Consider the following 18,116-nt stretch of genomic DNA (forward strand, 5'->3'; position numbering starts at 1 on the left):
AGGAGTGTTCCGTGATGACAAATAATAGAATGAATCCTAAAGTTGATGAATTTATAAGTAAAGCTAAAAAGTGGAAAGAAGAATATGAGACGTTGAGAAATATCGTTCTTGACTGTGAGCTGACCGAAGAATTTAAGTGGATGCATCCTTGTTACACGTTTGAGAATAAAAACATAGTTTTAATACATGGATTTAAAGAATATTGTGCGCTACTGTTTCACAAAGGTGCCTTGTTAAAGGATGCCCATGGGATTTTAATCCAACAAACGGAGAATGTACAGGGGGCGCGCCAGATTCGCTTCACCAATGTTCAAGAAATAGTTGCAACGGAAACCATTCTGAAAGCTTATATCCATGAAGCCATTGAAGTTGAAAAAGCCGGTTTGGAAGTGAATTATAAAAAAAATACAGAATTCATAATTCCTGAAGAACTTCAAAAAAAATTCAATGAAATTCCATCCTTGAAAACAGCTTTTGAGGCATTGACCCCGGGACGGCAAAGAGCGTATATTCTTCATTTTTCACAACCCAAACAATCCAAAACTCGAGAGTCAAGGGTTGAAAAATGTATGAAGAAAATCCTCGATGGAAAGGGATTAAATGATTAGTATATTCGATGAGAAAATAAATTAATCAAGTTTTAACATATTTCCTCTACCTGCGTTCATCCAAATATTCTACTGAAAAAAACAATAGTGATACGTAGAGTATATGCAAACTACCGTACAACAGGCTTACGCATTCCAGCTAAGAAAAGAAAACTACACAAAAAAGTGTACCCTTTGGCTTTTACTGAAAGGTACGCTTTTTTGAACTAAAAGGTGTTTATAATGAACTCCAACAAAACCACCTAATAAAAATAATGTGTCAATCCATTATAGGGCGCTTTTATGGAGTAACAAAAAAGCCTAATTTCTCAGTAAATTGGGCTCTTAATTCTGGAATTTCGATTTAAGAAAATGGCGTTTCTTTACATTTAGCAATGTCTGGAGGTTCCCGATGGTTTAATCCCGAACCATGTTTATAAAAGAAAACTTCGTTATCCTTCATGTTATTTTTTATATGGAAGAAACCCTTATTAAATTGAAGAAATTTGCGACCCTCCTGCCGAATAACTGGCTAGCCGATACCACACAGGCGCTTGCTATGATGAGGCTTGGCAGACAGTCGGCCGAAAGGGAGCGGATATCGGAAATCAACTGGCTCCTTTTTAGGTAAACTGAATCTTTTTCTAATTTCTTAAGAATCAGAAGTCTATTCCTAACCTAAAACCCGGCAAAGGTTGCGGGGTTTATATTTATTTCGTTTATAGAATTACATACCTTTTTGTAGGTTATTGTTAGATTGTGTCAGATTATACTAAGAATTTAAAGGGTTCAAGTCCTAATTGGAGAAGTATATTATCATGATGTTTTTAGCCGAGGAATACTGACTGCAGGATTTTGACATAGGAGGAGGGCTCTTAATTAAAAAGCAGCTGTTTATAATAAGTATATTTTGCTTGATAGTCTTTGTTCAAACGCTTTGGTCTCCCGCTGTTTTTGCTGAACAAAAAACCTTTATAATTGCTGGGGAAAGTGCTCTTCCTCCATTTTCATTTGAAAATGAAGCTGGTGAGCTGACAGGCATCAATATTGATTTAATGGAGGAAATAGCAAAATTTAATGGCGTGGATTTCAAATATATTCCGATGAGAATGGAAGAAGCCGAAAAAGCTTTAAGTAATGGAACAATTGATGCAATTGTTGGAAGTACCTATAATACCGAAAAAGATAACCAACTTGATTTCACTCAATCCTATTTTACAATGTCCCAATCAATTATCATTCCTAGTAAAAGGAAACAGGATATACATACGTTAACGGATCTACGTAATTCGCATGTTGTCCTTGACCAAAACACTCCAGTAATCAGTACATTTCTCAATATGAGGAATACAAATTTAACGACCGTTTCAAATCAATACTCGGGTATTTTAACATTATTGAACAACCGTGCAGATGTATTCATCGGAAACAAATGGACTGCAGATTTCTATTTGAAAAAGTTCCGCCAAGAAAAGAATTACATCATTCTCAATGAAGTCATTGAACCAGCGGATTATACGATTGCAGTGAAAAAAGGGAATCAATCGCTTCTGTTCATGATGGATAATACACTCACAGAACTTAAAGCCAACCGAAATATCAATGGGATAATCGATAAATGGGTCATGCCACAATCCAATCAAAAAATTGCCAGGCTGGAGCAATTCATATTCTGGTTGATCATAATTCTAACAGCCGTGGCCCTTATCCTTCTAATCATCTACATATGGAATCAAAAGCTAAAAAAATCCGTTCATAACCAGACGTTAAAATTACATTTATTAAATAAGGATTTAAAGAAACAACGGCAAAACATTGCTAATGCTGAAGCGTTCAAAGATCAAATCTTAAACAATATCAATCAAGGCATCATTACATTCGATCTCGATTTCATGATTACCAGCTGCAATGCAAAGGCATCAGACATTCTTAACATTTCCAAGGAAATGATTCTGAATTTTATGAATCATTCACAATTAATGAGGAATTTCGGAGCTTTGCATCAAGAACAAAATGAGAATAATCGTACGGGTTCTTTTCGAATCTTGGTATTTGAAGAGGAAAATGAACAGAAGGTGATTTCATATTCTATGCATAAGATGTTCAATTCTGAAGATATACAAACCGGATACTTACTTTCCATGAATGATGAGACGGAAAAGAAAACATTGGAGAAAAAATTGGTCACACAAGAAAAGCTCCACGCTCTTGGTCAACTAGTTGCAGGTGTCGCACATGAAATAAGGAATCCTTTGACATCGATTAAAACATTCATTGATTTACTTCCGAGTAAATATGATAATCCTCAATTCCGACAAGTTCTAATGGAGCACTTGCCTACTGAAGTTAACCGTTTGAATGCGATTGTTACCGATTTAATTGAATATGCACGTCCGCGTCCGCCAAATATTACAAATTGCCGCGCTCATGAACTTATATCATTACTTGCTTTTCATAAAGTGACAATGGGAAAAAAACAAATAAATTTCGAGCAGACGATTGAGGAGGACCTTATTTTTTATATAGACTTACAACAAATTCAACAAGTACTTCTTAACTTGGTGTTGAATTCGATTCATGCCGTTGAAGAAACAAAGGAAAAGACCATTGAAATCACCATTGATAAAGAGAACAAAAAGACAGGCCGGATTACTATATCCGATACGGGAAAAGGGATGAAACAGGAGGTACTGAACCATATTTTCGAGCCTTTTTTCACAAATAAAGAAAAGGGCGTCGGTTTGGGACTAACGTTATCATATAGGTTAATTAAAGAAAATAACGGAGATATCCATGTGAAAAGTTATCCTAATTCAGGTACGAAATTCACCATTTTACTACCTTTATATATCGAATAGAAGCCTGGAAAGAGGAGGAGTAATATGAAAATGCGTGTATTGGTGATTGATGATGAACCTGCTATTTGTACCGCTCTTAGCTTTGCATTGGAAGATTCTTATCAGGTCGTGACAACTACTGACCCGGATGAGGGGATTCGGAAGATCGACAATCAGCCTTTTGATATTGTGTTACTTGATTTGAGAATAGGAAACAAAAGTGGACTTGATGTCCTACAGAAAATCAAACAAATAGCACCTAACGTAACAGTCATCATGATGACTGCCTATTCATCCATTGAAACTTCCATCGAGGCCATAAAAAAGGGGGCCTACTACTATATTGAAAAGCCAATTAATATTGAAGAACTTTCTTTGCTCTTGATGAGGGCAGCCGAATTCAAACAGATGTCCAATCAATTGGAGACATTACATGAAGAATTGGAGATTACAAAGGGATTTGGCAACTTCCTTGGTAACAGCAAGGCGATGCAGCGTATTTTCTCAATGATCGAAAGAGTGAAAGATATTGATTCCAGTGTTCTTATCACGGGAGAAAGTGGTACTGGAAAGGAGCTTGTAGCCCGAAACATCCATACGCTAGGAAGAAGGAAAAACAATCCAATGCAGATTGTCAATTGTGCAGCAATTCCTGAGATGCTACTGGAATCTGAGTTGTTCGGTTATGAGAAGGGAGCATTTTCCGGTGCAACACAGAGGAAGGAAGGGAAATTCGTTGCTGCTAATGGAGGCATCCTTTTTCTCGATGAGATTAGTGAAATGCCCCTTCCTCTTCAAGCCAAATTATTACGAGTATTGCAGGAAAGGGAAGTGACGCCTCTGGGGTCCAATACAAAAATCTCATTGGATGTCCGTATTATAAGTGCAGCAAATAAAAACCTGGAACAAATGGTGATGGAAGGGGAATTTAGGGAGGATTTATATTTCAGGCTAAATGTCATTCCCTTCTCGATGCCGCCTCTCAGAGATAGAAAAGAAGATTTACCGATCCTTATGGATTATTTCATGAAAAAGCACGCTAAGGATATGAACCGAGAAGATAAGACGTTCTCGGCAGCTGCACGTCGGATTTTACTGGATTATCATTACCCTGGGAATGTCCGTGAGCTTGGGAACATTATAGAATATGCTGTCGCCCTATCAAACTCGAAAAAAATGGAGGATACCGACTTGCCGCAATATGTTCAAGAACAGAAGTTCATTCTCCAGCCGGTTGGCAATGACGACGATTTTAATAGTTTCAAAATCCCAATTGGCATATCCATGAAAGAGATAGAGGAAAAAGTCATAACGGCCACTCTTCAATACTGTAAAAACCATCGGCAAAAAACAGCTCAAATCCTAAAAATTTCTGAAAGAAGCCTGCGTGATAAAATCAAGCTCATTTCAAAAGGAGAATAAAAGGTTCATCGTGTTAATCGGCATTTTTTTCTGGATAACCGGCAAAAATTGCCGATTTATACTTGTATATCATGCAATAAATCGGCAGGATTTGCGTTTTAAAGCAGAAAATCGACTTGGCATGGAACTTGCATCTAAATACAATTAGAAAGGAGGGCCACTATGAAGAATGGAGCACTCTTTATAAAAGTCGCTTTGTTATTTTGTTTCATGACAGGATGTTCTTTTATGAATGAGCAGCAGGAAATATCTAAACCTGCTTCTACCTTGATTCAGAGTCAACTAACTTCTGAAGGACAGGACTTAAATAATAGAATGCTAATCATTGGAACTGGAGATATGACAGGAGTTTATTTTTCATTAGGACAAAGATTATCAAATATGTATGAAAAATATAATGGAACTGTGTCAGGTACCCAGGTAACCCATGCTTCCATCGAAAATACTGAATTGGTAAGCCGCCATCGTGCAGAAATTGGTTTTACCACAGTGGATGTACTGGATTTGCCTGAAACGGATAAATCCAAGTTAAGAGCTTTAACGGCCCTATATTCCAATTATGTACAAATTGTTACTACTAAACAAAATGATATTGATTCCCTAGAAGATTTAGTTGGTAAACGCATTAGTGTGGGAACGGCAGGCAGCGGTACAAGGCTTATTGCAGAGCGGATCCTGTTAGAATCTGATTTACCGACAGATCAATTGAATTTATCCTATCTTTCTTTTTCTCAATCTGCAGAAGCATTACGAAATGGTACCATTGATGCAGCTTTCTTTTCTTCAGGAATTCCGAATAATGAAATCGCTTTCATATCCAGGCAGACGGAACTATCTTTTATTCCAATCCCGGGAGACATCATTGAAGGTCTTCAAAAACAATATGGAGTTTATACTCATGATGAAATTCCCAGAGATACATACGGGGGAATGAAAAAAAATGTCCAAACGATTTCAATTAAAAATGTCCTGGTAACCTACAAGGAAATGTCTGACCCTCATGCATACAGTCTTGTGAAAACATTATATGAACATCTGCCTGAACTACAGCATACACATCCAGCTGCTTCTGATATTTCAATAAATGAAGCAACTAAACAAGTTCCACTTGATTTTCATCAAGGGGCCATGAATTATTTTAACGAACAAGGAATTATTGGAGATCAATGAAAAACGGGAGGTAATGACTATGAAAAAACTGCTAAGTCTTTTATCAATAATAGTATTGATCGCTCTTGCGGGATGTGGTAATCCTACTCCTCAAAAACCGGGGGAATCCGTCCAAACGGGTGCAAGTGAAAAAGGAGAGAAAAAAATAACGATCGCTGGTAATGGCGGTGTCATTGAAAGTGCCATCAGAGATGTGATCGCACCAAAGTTCAAAGAAGAAACGGGAATCACTGTTAATTATATTTCCGGTTTATCAGGTGAAATCCTATCCAAAGTAGAATTACAGAAGAACGCTCCGCAAATAGATGTTGCTCTTTTTGTACCGGTTGATGTAATTCGCGCTAAGGAGAAGGAACTGATCGTACCAATTGATGAGTCCAATGTTCCCAATATGAAATCGGTGGATTCACGTTTCATTCCGGTTGAAAATGCTGCCGCGCCAGCATTCGGTTTAGTCATTGCACCAGCTTATAATACGGAAACCTTTAAAAAGAAAGGGTTAAAATCAATTGAATCATGGAATGATCTTGTCTCACCGGATTACGAGGGCAAAACGGCATTTTCAGATATTACGAATGACTGGGGTTTCAATACCCTTAATGGTCTAGCGATTTCAAACGGCGGCAGTACGGAAGACATGGAACCAGGTCTTGAAAAAGCAAAAGATCTTGCAGCTTATTCCAATACCTTTTATAAAAACTCAACGCAAATGATGCCAGCTGTCCAACAAGGAGCTGCTGACGTAACGGTTATGGGAAGTTATTCCATAGGCGAACTAGCCGTTTCAGGTATTCCCATTAAGATGGCCGTACCTAAAGAAGGTGTACCGCTTCAAGCTTTTAGTGCTGGTCTCGTGAAAAATACGCCTAATAGCAAAGAAGCCCTTGAATTCATCAACTATGTAATCAGTGAAGAAGCGCAAGCGTTAATTTCCGAAAAAGGATTTTATCCGACGGTAGAAGGAATGAAAATTCCAGAGAAATATGAAGAGTCAATCGGCCTTAAAGCAAGTGATAAAACTTTCAAACCTGATTTCGCCAAGTTTGCCGAAATCCGCGCCGAGGTGTCAGACAGATGGGCGAAAGAGGTTACTCCTGAATTAGGGAAAAAACTCAAATAAAAAGGAGCGTGTTGATCACATGGAAGTATTAAAAAAAGATGTGGAAATGAATAGGCAACCCCTGGAGGCAGTTCAGGGGTTTGGATCAAACAAAAATGATGTAGAGATAAAAGGCGCGTTTAAACAATTTGGAGCGAATGTTGTCCTGAATGGCATTGATCTGGAGGTGAAACAAGGAGAGTTACTTACTCTTCTTGGGCCTTCAGGGTGCGGAAAGTCCACAACCTTGAACCTAATTGCAGGGTTCCTCGATGCAGATCGGGGTGAGGTCCATATTAAAGGCAACAATGTTACGAAGGTTCCGCCTTATAAGCGAGATTTAGGAATGGTTTTTCAAACTTATTCGCTTTTTCCTCATATGACAGTCTATGAAAATCTCAGTTTTGGCTTGAAACTGCGCAAAGTTAGTAAAGCTGAGCAAAAAAAGAAGATAAGTAAAGCGCTTGAATTAGTGAAAATGTCAGGATTGGAGAATCGTTATCCAAGGGAATTATCAGGAGGTCAGCGTCAGCGTGTTGCGATTTCCAGAGCACTTGTAGTTGAACCGGAGCTTCTTTTGCTTGACGAACCGCTTTCAAACCTTGATGCAAAGTTGCGCCATGAACTCAGGGCTGAGATAAAGCGCTTACAAAAGGAAATTGGCGTAACGACCATTTTTGTGACCCATGATCAAGAAGAAGCTCTTTCCATGTCTGATCGAGTCGTGGTCATGAATGCAGGGAAAATTGAACAAATCAGTACTCCGACTGAGATTTACAATCATCCCAAGACTGAATTCGTGTTTCAATTCATCGGGAAATCGAATTGTTTTGAAGGGAATGTGTCTGCTGTGGATAAGCGGAAAGTTTCAGTCAAGATAGGGCCTGATATCACTCATGTCGATGCAAACAACATCATGGGAAATGAGAGTGATTTGAAAACCGGTGATGAGGTAAAGCTTTATATTAGACCAGAAAAACTGCAAATTGTTTCTCTCGATGAAAAATCTACCTCTCCATTGGATTTCCAACATGCTAAGATAAGCCAAATTAACTATCTTGGTACCTCTTGGGAAATCAATGTTCTATTACAAGGGAAAAGTATTCAAGTATTGACTTCCGCTTTCGATTCATCATGGCAAAATGGAAGTGAGGTGTTGATTGGATGGAGCCCATCAGAAGTTATGCTAGTCAAGAAATAGAACAGGAGACGAATCCTATTGAACCGCAAAAGGAACCTAAAATCAAGAAAAGGAAAGTCTGGGTGCCGGGATTACTCCTTTTAACGCCGATTCTGCTTTTCATATTTGGTTTCTTTGTCATACCGATGTTATACATTTTATATTTAAGCTTCATATCAACAGATAATCTTGGAGGAGCGGATGCAGTTTACAGCCTAAAAAACTATACACAATTATTTACCGATAGCTATTACTTATCTTCTTTATGGCTGACAGTGAAAATCAGTTTATATTCGGTCTTGGTTGCTTTATTTCTTGGATATCCGGTAGCTTTGACGATGACCAAAAGTTCAGCTCGGATCAGAGGGTATATCACTCTCTTGATCGTGTCACCGCTCTTGGTAAGTATAGTTGTCCGTAATTTTGGCTGGTACCTCTTGCTATTGCCTAACGGAACGATTAATCAAACCTTGATGGCCCTTGGCATAATAGATGCACCATTGAAACTATTGTTTTCGGAAATCGGAGTTGTGATTGGGCTATCCAATGCATATCTTCCTTTCATGATTTTATCCATCGTTGCCAGTTTATATAATATTGATCCTTCTCTGGATAAGGCTGGAGCAATACTTGGGGCAACCCCATTCAGAAGGTTCTTTTCGATTACATTGCCGTTAAGTATCCCTGGTATCGTATCTGGCTGCATTCTCGTATTCAGTTTATCAATGAGTGCTTATGTTACGCCTGCACTAATGGGGGGAGCCAATGTGCCCGTGATGCCTGTTGTCATCTATGATCAAATAAATAACTTGCTGCATTGGACATTCGGATCTGCTCTTTCTTATATTCTATTAGCAACCACTGTCATATCAGTGGCCGTCTTTACCAGGGTGTTTGAAAAAGGGAAATTCAAGGAGGTATTCCGATGATGAAAACGTTTGGCGGCCTTCGGATTGCCGTAGCCATGTTGGCAATTATCTATATCTTGATACCGCTCATTGTCGTTATTCCCGCTTCTTTTACAAGTGCCAATTATCCAAGTTTTCCGGCTGAAGGCTTCTCACTGCAATGGTATGCCAAGATCTTGGAGCGTCCTGAATTTTTGGAAGCCTTTTTGAACAGTGCGAAGTTCGCAGCATTAGCTGCCCTTTTCTCCGTCATATTCGGAACTTTGGGTGCCCTTGGCATCGCAAAGTATGATATACCTGGAAAATCGTATATTACGGCCCTATTAACTTCTCCATTAAGTGTGCCGCAATTAGTCTTGGGGATTGCACTTTTAATGTACTTTACACCAATGCTGCTTGCCGGTACGTCAACAGGATTTTTAATTGCCCATATCGTCATTTGTATACCATATGTTATGCGGCTCGTATTAACCGGTTTAAGTGGATTTGATTATAATCTCGAACGGGCCGCGGCGATACTTGGAGCGAATCCACTAACAGTATTCATGAAAGTGACACTGCCGCTAATTGGATCCGCGGCCATCTCAGGGGGATTATTCGCATTTTTGACATCATTTGATAATGTAACGGTCTCTCTCTTTATGGTATCACCGGAAATGAGAACGCTGCCGATTGAAATATTCTCGCAAATGCAGGATGCCTACAATCCAATCGTTGCATCCGTGTCAAGCGTGGTTATTTTCATATCAGTCCTTCTAATCGTCATACTTGAAAAAATTCAAGGTGTCGGGAAAGTTTTTGGTGGTTCCCATCATACTAACGGTTAAAAACGAGATGAATGATGTGACAAACGATCATGCAGGCTAAGTTCTGATATTACGAAGAAAACTCATCCAATCGTTCCATTCAAATGAGCCAAACACCTTTTAGCAGCCAATAGTGGAGCCGTTAGGACAGGGACAGAGGGATTAACCTGCTTTGCGATATGTTCCATACTATATTGTGAAAGCAAAATCACTTCTGTCTTTCCATCCAATTGTTCCACTCTTTTTAACCCGATCGTCATGTTCCTTTCTTTTTCCTTTTGATAATAAATGGATGATCCCGGGATCCACCAATGATTCGATCATACAGTCAGGGTTCTTATTTAATAAGTAATTTTGAAGGGCGATCGGCGTTTCTTTTACGGTTGAAACCAGGCCGATGCTAGCATAACGAAGCGCTTCATCAAGCATGGCCTCATCTGAACGAAATAACTTTACAGGGTATAGAGGTTGTAAGATTGAAGTGATGTCATTAAAAGCAGAGCAAGTAAGTTGGATGCATGAAACATCAGATTCATAGGCTATATTCACTAATGCAGAAAAGCGGCGGATGATTTCCGGAGTCAACTTGCCGCTCTTTTCCATCAAGGCGAGAAGACCCGTGTCCATGAAATGAAGGAGTTCAATGTTTGGAGCAACAGTCTGAAAGGCCACTTCAATTGGTTGTAGTGCAGTTGTGGTTGCGTGAATCAGTGCGATTTTCAAAAAAAAACCTCCTTTTTCTTTCATTATTATATCTAGCATAATCATAAAATGCCATTATATTACATACAAATAGTTCTTCTCCAATTTACTAATAAGAAAGGAAGTGAGAAGCATGGAGAAAGAAGCCCTGGACGACCTTAGGCAGGTAATTCCAGATGACAGAATGTTCCTTGATTTGGCAGAAAGGTATTGTTATAGCTATGACGCTTCTTTTGGGGAATATTTACCTGAAATCGTTATACAGCCAAAAAATGCGGAGGAAATCAGTGAAGTGATTAAATTGGCCAATACTCACAAAATACCTGTTTACCCTAGAGGATCTGGAACTTCGCTAAGTGGAGGCCCATTACCTGTTAAAGGGGGGATGGTTCTTGATATGACCCTTTTACGGGATAAATTAATCATTGATCGGGAAAATATGCTTGCCATTGTCTCTCCAGGTGTGATTACGGCAAATATCCATAAAAAGGCTGAAGAAGCCGGCTTATTCTATCCGCCGGATCCAAGCAGTTCCAATGTTGCCACTATAGGCGGGAATCTATTAGAAAACTCCAGCGGCCCAAAGGGATTGAAATACGGAACGACAAAAGAATATGTGATAGGCCTGGAGGTGGTCACCCCGACGGGAGAGATCATTCGTACTGGCGGAAAGACCGTAAAAAATGTAACAGGGTATGATTTGACCCGATTGATCGTAGGATCGGAAGGTACCCTGGGCATCGTTACTGAGGCAATCATCCGCTTAATACCAAAACCTCAATCTAAACAAACATTTGTTGCCCACTTCAATCATTTGATAGACTCTGGCCATGCCATTACCAGCATTTTATCGTCAGGGATTCTACCATCTGCCCTGGAACTGATGGATAACGCGTGTATCCGTGCTGTCGAAAGCTATCGGCCTTCAGGATTGCCTCTTCAGGCAGAAGCCATTCTAATCATAGAAATAGATGGTCACCCATTGGCGATTGAGGAAGAAATCAATAAATGCGCCGATATATGCAAGGCGGAGGGTGCTTCCTACGTCAAGATAGCGGAGACAGAGGAAGAACGCCAAACTATTTGGAGTGCGCGTAAATCTGTTTCCCCGGCCATTACACAAATGGGTCCTACAAAAATTTCTGAAGACGCGACCGTTCCACGCAGTCAAATACCGGCGATGATGGAGAGATTAAACAATATCCGGGAGAAATATGGGTTGAACTTGGTTGTATTCGGCCATGCAGGGGATGGCAATTTACATCCGAACATCATTACCGATAAACGAAATATTACGGAAATGAAAAAAGTGGAACTTGCAGTCAGTGAAATTTTTGAAGCCGCAATCGAACTAGGCGGAACACTTTCCGGGGAACATGGTATCGGTACTTTAAAGTCACCTTATATGGAAATGGAATTAGGAATAACAGGGGTGAATATGATGAAAAAAATTAAAGAAGCATGGGATCCCAATAATATCCTGAATCCAGGAAAGATTTTTCCTGATAAGGGCCAGACAAGGGTCGTGTTGGTTACATGAATCTACCCGTCAATCCGAACGAGACAAATGCAGTGGCCCATAATTTATATTCTGATGCCTATGATTGGACAAACCAATGCGTAAAATGCGGTTACTGTTTACCAGCTTGTCCTACATATGAATCAATGGGAGTGGAATCCGCCTCTCCACGCGGTCGAATCAATCTAGTGAAAATGGCAGCCGAAGGGAAAATAGATTTCCAAAAAGATTTAGCTGAACCAATCGACCTATGTTTAGGCTGCCGTGCTTGTGAAACCGCATGTCCTGTCGGTGTGCCATACGGACATATACTGGAAGCGGCAAAAGAAGCCATTGAAAACTCCCCGTCAGCTAACCAAAAAAACAAAATGAACAAGATCAAAAAACTGGCATTGGTTCATCTTTTTCCATATCCAAAACGGATGAACAGGATTGGTAGTGCAGTACAGTTCTATCAAAAAACAGGATTATCCAAGCTTATCCGTTCATCGAATGTACTGCAAAAGGTTTCCCCAGCCCTTGCACATTTAGAACAAGCACTTCCAGCCATCGAGACATCCTCCAAACGAATCCGGACAGGTACGATAATGCCGGCAAAAGGGGAAACGAAATTAAAAGTGGCATTTTTTGCTGGGTGTATCATGGATTCCATGATGTCACGAATAAATCGCCTTACCATTGAACTGCTCACCTTAGCAGGTTGTGAGGTCATTCTCCCTGAAAATCAGAATTGCTGCGGTGCACTGCATTCCCATCAAGGTGAAACAAAACAAGCGAAAGCATTGGCAAAGAGTAATATCCAAGCCTTCATGCAATCAGATGCTGATGTAATTGTAAATAACGCAGGAGGCTGCGGCGCTTCGCTTCTTGAATATGGACATTTATTGGCAGATGATCACGAATGGGCTGGGGCGGCAAGGGCTTTCTCGGAAAAATCAAAAGACATCAGTCAAATTCTTCATCAATTAGGGCCACTCCCCTTTACTGAAGAATGGCAAGGCATCGTTTCCTATCAAGATTCCTGTCATTTACGCAATGTTCAAAAGGTCCAAAAGGAGCCTCGTTTATTATTGCAATCCATACCAGGTGTTTCCTATGTGGAAATGGAAGGGTTTGACCGTTGCTGTGCATCTGGAGGCATTTACAATCTTCTTCACTTTGATGAATCCATGAAGATACTGGATGAAAAAATGAAGAACCTAAAAGACACAAAAGCCACTACAGTAGTGACCGTTAACCCTGGATGCCAAATGCAAATGAGTATTGGCATTCAAAGGGAGGGGGCAGCAAACCAAATCAAAAGTATGCATCTTGTTGAAATACTTGCCAAGGCATGTGGCTTGGATTGATAAAAAGGATATTAAAACTTCATAAGACATTACTCGTCAGCATTTTCGCGCTTATGGAAAAATGCTGACGCTTTATTTTTCACTTAATTAATGACCATGTTAGGGAACTTAATGAATGAGGAAAAACTCTTTGTAGATTAATAATGCAGTGCCATATGTACGGATGAAAGATTGATTATATGCAACTTACAGTGCAGGTTAGTATACAGTATGTTAATTGCATGTATATACATATGAAAAAAACCGTTCAATTTTCTGAACGGATAGAATCAAATTAAATGTGTGAGTAAATGAACTTAAATTCCTGTTTTTATGCCAAAACCTATTAAAATTAAGCCAGTTGATTTTTGGAATGCTTTCTGGAATTTAGAGTTGTTCATCCATTTTTTTGCATAATCAATTAGAAAAACAAGAAAAAGAAACCACAATACAGCAAGTAAGGTTAAGATGAAGGCTAATATAATCAATTGCTGGTTTACATTTCCGTTCAAATTGATAAATTGAGGCATGATTGTTATATAAACTAAAACGGTCTTTGGATTAAGAATATTATTAAGTAATGCTTGCATAAAGGAATCTTTATTATGTCGGCTTGAATACTTCGTAGGTGTATTTGCTTGTGCTTGAATTTCTTTTAAGGAAAAAGCGCTTTTAGCAAAAAAACTTTTTATCCCTAAATAAATTAAGTAGGCGGCTCCCAAATATTTAATTGTACTGAACAGAATCACAGACTTTGCAATGACAACAGATAATCCAAGAATGGCAATAAGCGTCCAAAAAGAAAGTCCCGTTGCCATTCCGAGAACGGTATAACGTCCAGCTTTTGGACCATAGCTTAGCGTGTTTTTCACTAAGAGCATTGTATCTGCTCCAGGTAAAATAACCATCATTGCAACTATTGATATGTATGTAAGTAAGCTATCCATACTATTTCTCCCTTCCCTTTAATAGTGGTTACTCAAGTAACTACTTATGTAAGTATATTAGATGAAAATGGAAATCGTCAACAGATTTTGCTAAAATATTAGTTACAAAGGTAGCAACTACGGTTGTGTGGAGGGTTTATGAAAGAAAACATTTTAGACACATTAAAAAATCTAAATTTTACCGAATATGAAGCGAAAGCATATCTTGCCTTATTGGAAGAATCGCCATTAACAGGCTATGCAGTTGCAAAAAACTCCGGTGTACCACGGTCAAGAATATATGAAATACTGGACAGTCTCGCAATAAGAGGAGATATTCTGGTTAGTCCTGGAAACACACCACAGTATACTCCCGTACCTGCAAGGGAGCTAATAAAAAACCGACGCATGAAAGCAGAAGAAAATTTTGAACTGGCAGAAAAATCATTAGCGGAGTTTGAACGTTCTGCAAATGATCGTGAAAACATCTGGAATATTATGGGGCGCAATGAAATACTCGATAAGGTAAAAGCTTGTATATTATCTGCTAAAAAAAGAATACTCTTAGAGATTTGGGAAGACGAGTTCGAAGATTTACAGTCGGAACTAAGACAGGCCGCAAATAAAGGAGTCAATGTAACAATTATTGCCTATGGGGAAATCGTCTGTGATTTTGCTAATGTTTACCTCCATTATATGGGGCATGAAATTACAGAAGAGTATGGTGGACGATGGCTTGTTATTAGTGGAGATGATTCAGAAGTAGTAGCAGGCATTGTCTCGCTTGGTAAAGATAGCCGTGCAGCATGGACCATGCATGTAGGTTTGGTAATGCCCATTACAGAAGTCATGATTCATGATTTGTATCTCATGGAAATCATGGAGAAACATAGAGAACTTTTAGAAGAAAGCTTTGGTGTAAACCTCGCCAATTTACGTAAAAAATTTTCTATCCATCCAGATTATAAAAAACATTACGTGGACTAGATTTGTGCTATTATTGTCTGTTTTTACAACATAATAAGAAAAAGCTTACTTCATAGTCAACAATAGAGGCATGAATCCAGGCAGGATTTATGCCCTTTAAAGATGAAGTTACTTATTGAGCATAGGTGCAGGTAAGTTTTTAGAAGCAAAGCATCGCCCCCGGCACCCGACTGATTGAAGATACAGCAGAAGATTAAGAAATATAACTATATTAAAATACGGAAACGGGTATAATGAAGAATGGAATAAACCATTCTTGGTAATGGGATTATTGTGATATCGGATTAACATTTTGATATCCAGATTACATAAAGACAGAAGGAGAAATGATTCATTTGAATAACAAAGAAACAAAAGGGATCGAGTTACCTGCCAACTATGAGGAATTAAAAAGATCTGCCAATCGCAAATCTAATTGGAGAGAACGTTTAGATGCGATCGAAGAGTTAGGTCAGACAAAAAATAAACAAGTAATCGATATTCTCACACATATCATGAATAGTGATTCTGTATATAAAGTTCAAGAGGCTGCATACCGTCAACTGAAAAGATTAGGCGAAGATGTCCAATTGCCACCAAGGAAAAAGGGCGAATTGGTTAAAGGATTAACCAAAATCTTAGTAAGGATCAAGAAGAGTTTACCAGAAAATCACTCATATACTGAATTCAAAGAGAAACTTCAGAAAATGAGAATGGATATATATGATACCTATGAGGGTGAAAAAGGGGCAGATTTTGATAAGTGGTTAGAAAATACTTGGTCTGCTTTATCGAAAAGATAAAATTTATTCAAATGGAAAACAAATAAGATTGGATGAAGGAGCAAAATTTTTGCTCCTTTTTGTTTACCAATAAAATAGGAATACATTTATATCCCTCCCCTTTTTTCAAACCATCGAATGAGACACTCTCTTGCATACAAGGATTAAATGACTGTGAGCCTTTAAAGCACAATTCAAGAAAAACAACATTTCCCATGTGCTCAGCCCGCACTAGAATAATTCTATTTCTATATAAACACATTTTTTTTATAAATCAACATAATGATTAATAGAATGAATGAACTCATAGAAGACCAGGGGGAAGACAAGTGAATCAAATGTATACGATCCTTGAAGAGATTCAATCGACATCCATGGAGTGTGTATTGGCTACCATCATTCATGTGGAAGGTTCAGCATACTTGCGTGAAGGTACCTCCATGCTTATAAAAAAAGATGGTACATCTTTAGGCATTATTAGTGTTGGGTGTATCGAGGAAGATCTTATTCTTCATTCTTGCAGAGTGTTTGAAAGGAAAAATACAGAGACCTTTGTATATCACATGGAAAGTGATGAAGATCTAGAATGGGGAATTGGAACAGGTTGTAACGGAACTATATATATATTACTGGAGTATGTGGACCATAAATTAAAAGAAAATCTTTCATATGTCTTGGCTTCCATTAAAGAAGCTAAAGTAATCGTCCATCAAATTGAGTTAGATGATGAGTGGAACTTATTGGGGTATTCTTTCCGCCCAGAGGATGAGAATAATAATGAACCCAAAGATAATGATGTTAGCTTTATTTATATGCAAAAGATTATACCTAAACCGCGTTTAATCATTTTTGGAGCTGGATGTGATGTATATCCAGTTGTCACTATGGCTACCTCAATAGGGTTTTTAGTTACTGTTTGCGATTGGAGGTCTGAGCTTTGCAACGAAAATAATATACCCGACGCAGTTAGCCATATTATAGGATTCCCAACTGACATTATGGAACAACTATCTTTTAAAAAAGATGATTATGTTATCATCATGACTCATAACTTTCAGAGAGATAAAGAAATACTTTCACTAATGATGAATCAGTCATTATCCTATATAGGCATTTTAGGTTCCAAAAAACGTACAGCCAGTTTATTTGACACGAAAACCCCTAATAATATACACTCACCGATCGGTTTATCAATTGGAGCAAAGGGCCCTTTCGAGATTGCAGTTAGCATTATAGCCGAATTAATTCAGCATAAAAGAATGAAGGGACATCCCGAATGAAAATAACTGGGGTATACCTGGCCGCTGGAAATAGTTATCGAATGGGTATAAATAAATTAGCATTGCCATTAGGAAATAAAGAATTGGGAAGATGGGGATTAGAAAAAGCGGTTCTATCTGAACTTAACGATATTATCATTATTTCAAATCATTTAAACCACCTAGATTTATCAGGTTTTTGTTCTGAAAAAATAATTACGGTCGAAATTAAAGAACCTGAAGCAGGTCAATCCCATTCACTCCAAACAGGTATACGATCAGCAAACAACATACATTCGGACGCCGTAGTAATTTTACTTGCTGATCAGCCCTTTATAACAACAAATATGATAAACAAACTCATCGAAATATACAAAAGAAACCCTAATTACTCCTTTGTTGCCTCTAGTTTTTATGGTTGTATACGACCTCCCATACTTATTGACAAAGATCTCTTTTCCGACATTCACCTTTTACGAGGAGACCGAGGCGCAAGACAGATTCTAATGGCGAAGAGAGAACAGGGGATACTTGTTCCTTTTTATGTAGAAAAATGGTTTGTTGATATTGATAATATGAAAGAATATCTTTTTTGGAAAAACAAAATAGATAACAATTAAATAAG

At 38.5% G+C, this 18,116-nt stretch carries 17 protein-coding genes; 15 read left to right on the forward strand and 2 right to left on the reverse strand.

Features of this window, described 5'->3' with window-relative positions; all coding sequences use genetic code 11:
* Positions 1 to 14: 14 nt before the first annotated feature.
* The 9 genes from J7J00_RS16780 to J7J00_RS16820 all read left to right on the forward strand — a co-directional run bounded on the left by J7J00_RS16780 (position 15) and on the right by J7J00_RS16820 (position 10,030).
* Positions 15 to 608: a YdeI/OmpD-associated family protein gene (locus J7J00_RS16780; RefSeq protein ID WP_214792427.1), complete on the forward strand. Its 594-nt coding sequence runs from the start codon at positions 15 to 17 to the stop codon at positions 606 to 608.
* 409 nt (positions 609 to 1,017) lie between these two features.
* Positions 1,018 to 1,218: a hypothetical protein gene (locus J7J00_RS16785; protein WP_214792430.1), complete on the forward strand. Its 201-nt coding sequence runs from the start codon at positions 1,018 to 1,020 to the stop codon at positions 1,216 to 1,218.
* A gap of 283 nt (positions 1,219 to 1,501) precedes the next feature.
* Positions 1,502 to 3,445, forward strand: a complete 1,944-nt coding sequence (locus J7J00_RS16790) for a transporter substrate-binding domain-containing protein (RefSeq protein WP_214792433.1) — start codon at positions 1,502 to 1,504, stop codon at positions 3,443 to 3,445.
* A gap of 24 nt (positions 3,446 to 3,469) precedes the next feature.
* Positions 3,470 to 4,846, forward strand: a complete 1,377-nt coding sequence (locus J7J00_RS16795; protein WP_286201416.1) for a sigma-54-dependent transcriptional regulator — start codon at positions 3,470 to 3,472, stop codon at positions 4,844 to 4,846.
* Positions 4,847 to 5,008: 162 nt separating this feature from the next.
* A complete protein-coding gene (locus J7J00_RS16800; protein ID WP_214792436.1) occupies positions 5,009 to 6,016 on the forward strand; it encodes a TAXI family TRAP transporter solute-binding subunit in 1,008 nt (335 codons plus the stop codon).
* A 19-nt stretch (positions 6,017 to 6,035) separates the two neighbouring features.
* Positions 6,036 to 7,136: an ABC transporter substrate-binding protein gene (locus tag J7J00_RS16805; RefSeq protein ID WP_214792439.1), complete on the forward strand. Its 1,101-nt coding sequence runs from the start codon at positions 6,036 to 6,038 to the stop codon at positions 7,134 to 7,136.
* Between the two features lie 46 nt (positions 7,137 to 7,182).
* Positions 7,183 to 8,316, forward strand: coding sequence for an ABC transporter ATP-binding protein (locus tag J7J00_RS16810; protein ID WP_214792506.1), 1,134 nt, complete (start codon positions 7,183 to 7,185; stop codon positions 8,314 to 8,316).
* Positions 8,280 to 9,224, forward strand: a complete 945-nt coding sequence (locus J7J00_RS16815; protein ID WP_214792442.1) for an ABC transporter permease — start codon at positions 8,280 to 8,282, stop codon at positions 9,222 to 9,224. The genes J7J00_RS16810 and J7J00_RS16815 overlap by 37 nt, the downstream gene beginning before the upstream one ends.
* Positions 9,224 to 10,030, forward strand: a complete 807-nt coding sequence (locus tag J7J00_RS16820; protein WP_214792508.1) for an ABC transporter permease — start codon at positions 9,224 to 9,226, stop codon at positions 10,028 to 10,030. The genes J7J00_RS16815 and J7J00_RS16820 overlap by 1 nt, the downstream gene beginning before the upstream one ends.
* A 168-nt stretch (positions 10,031 to 10,198) precedes the next feature.
* On the opposite strand, the gene J7J00_RS16825 is transcribed toward J7J00_RS16820, so the two are convergent.
* The gene (locus tag J7J00_RS16825) at positions 10,199 to 10,732 is read right to left on the reverse strand and encodes a hypothetical protein (protein WP_286201417.1); all 534 of its coding nucleotides are present in this window, start codon (positions 10,730 to 10,732) and stop codon (positions 10,199 to 10,201) included.
* A 112-nt stretch (positions 10,733 to 10,844) separates the two neighbouring features.
* Between J7J00_RS16825 and J7J00_RS16830 the strand changes: the two genes are divergently transcribed.
* Positions 10,845 to 12,251 (forward strand): FAD-binding oxidoreductase, encoded by a 1,407-nt coding sequence (locus J7J00_RS16830; protein WP_214792445.1) that lies wholly within the window; start codon positions 10,845 to 10,847, stop codon positions 12,249 to 12,251.
* The gene (locus J7J00_RS16835) at positions 12,248 to 13,579 is read left to right on the forward strand and encodes a (Fe-S)-binding protein (protein WP_214792448.1); all 1,332 of its coding nucleotides are present in this window, start codon (positions 12,248 to 12,250) and stop codon (positions 13,577 to 13,579) included. The genes J7J00_RS16830 and J7J00_RS16835 overlap by 4 nt, the downstream gene beginning before the upstream one ends.
* A gap of 296 nt (positions 13,580 to 13,875) precedes the next feature.
* Here J7J00_RS16835 and J7J00_RS16840 read toward each other — a convergent pair whose 3' ends face one another.
* On the reverse strand, positions 13,876 to 14,505 hold the full coding sequence (locus J7J00_RS16840; protein WP_214792452.1) for a homoserine/threonine efflux transporter: 630 nt from the start codon (positions 14,503 to 14,505) through the stop codon (positions 13,876 to 13,878).
* Positions 14,506 to 14,643: 138 nt separating this feature from the next.
* On the opposite strand from J7J00_RS16840, the gene J7J00_RS16845 reads away from it, so the two are divergent.
* The 4 genes from J7J00_RS16845 to J7J00_RS16860 all read left to right on the forward strand — a co-directional run bounded on the left by J7J00_RS16845 (position 14,644) and on the right by J7J00_RS16860 (position 18,111).
* A complete protein-coding gene (locus J7J00_RS16845; protein ID WP_214792453.1) occupies positions 14,644 to 15,471 on the forward strand; it encodes a TrmB family transcriptional regulator in 828 nt (275 codons plus the stop codon).
* Between the two features lie 326 nt (positions 15,472 to 15,797).
* Positions 15,798 to 16,253, forward strand: a complete 456-nt coding sequence (locus J7J00_RS16850) for a HEAT repeat domain-containing protein (RefSeq protein WP_396020568.1) — start codon at positions 15,798 to 15,800, stop codon at positions 16,251 to 16,253.
* Between the two features lie 317 nt (positions 16,254 to 16,570).
* On the forward strand, positions 16,571 to 17,512 hold the full coding sequence (locus tag J7J00_RS16855; RefSeq protein ID WP_286201421.1) for an XdhC family protein: 942 nt from the start codon (positions 16,571 to 16,573) through the stop codon (positions 17,510 to 17,512).
* The gene (locus tag J7J00_RS16860) at positions 17,509 to 18,111 is read left to right on the forward strand and encodes a nucleotidyltransferase family protein (RefSeq protein ID WP_214792461.1); all 603 of its coding nucleotides are present in this window, start codon (positions 17,509 to 17,511) and stop codon (positions 18,109 to 18,111) included. The genes J7J00_RS16855 and J7J00_RS16860 overlap by 4 nt, the downstream gene beginning before the upstream one ends.
* Positions 18,112 to 18,116: the final 5 nt, after the last annotated feature.

It is taken from the genome of Bacillus sp. ISL-4 (assembly GCF_018613275.1).
Classification (GTDB): domain Bacteria; phylum Bacillota; class Bacilli; order Bacillales; family DSM-1321; genus Peribacillus; species Peribacillus simplex_E.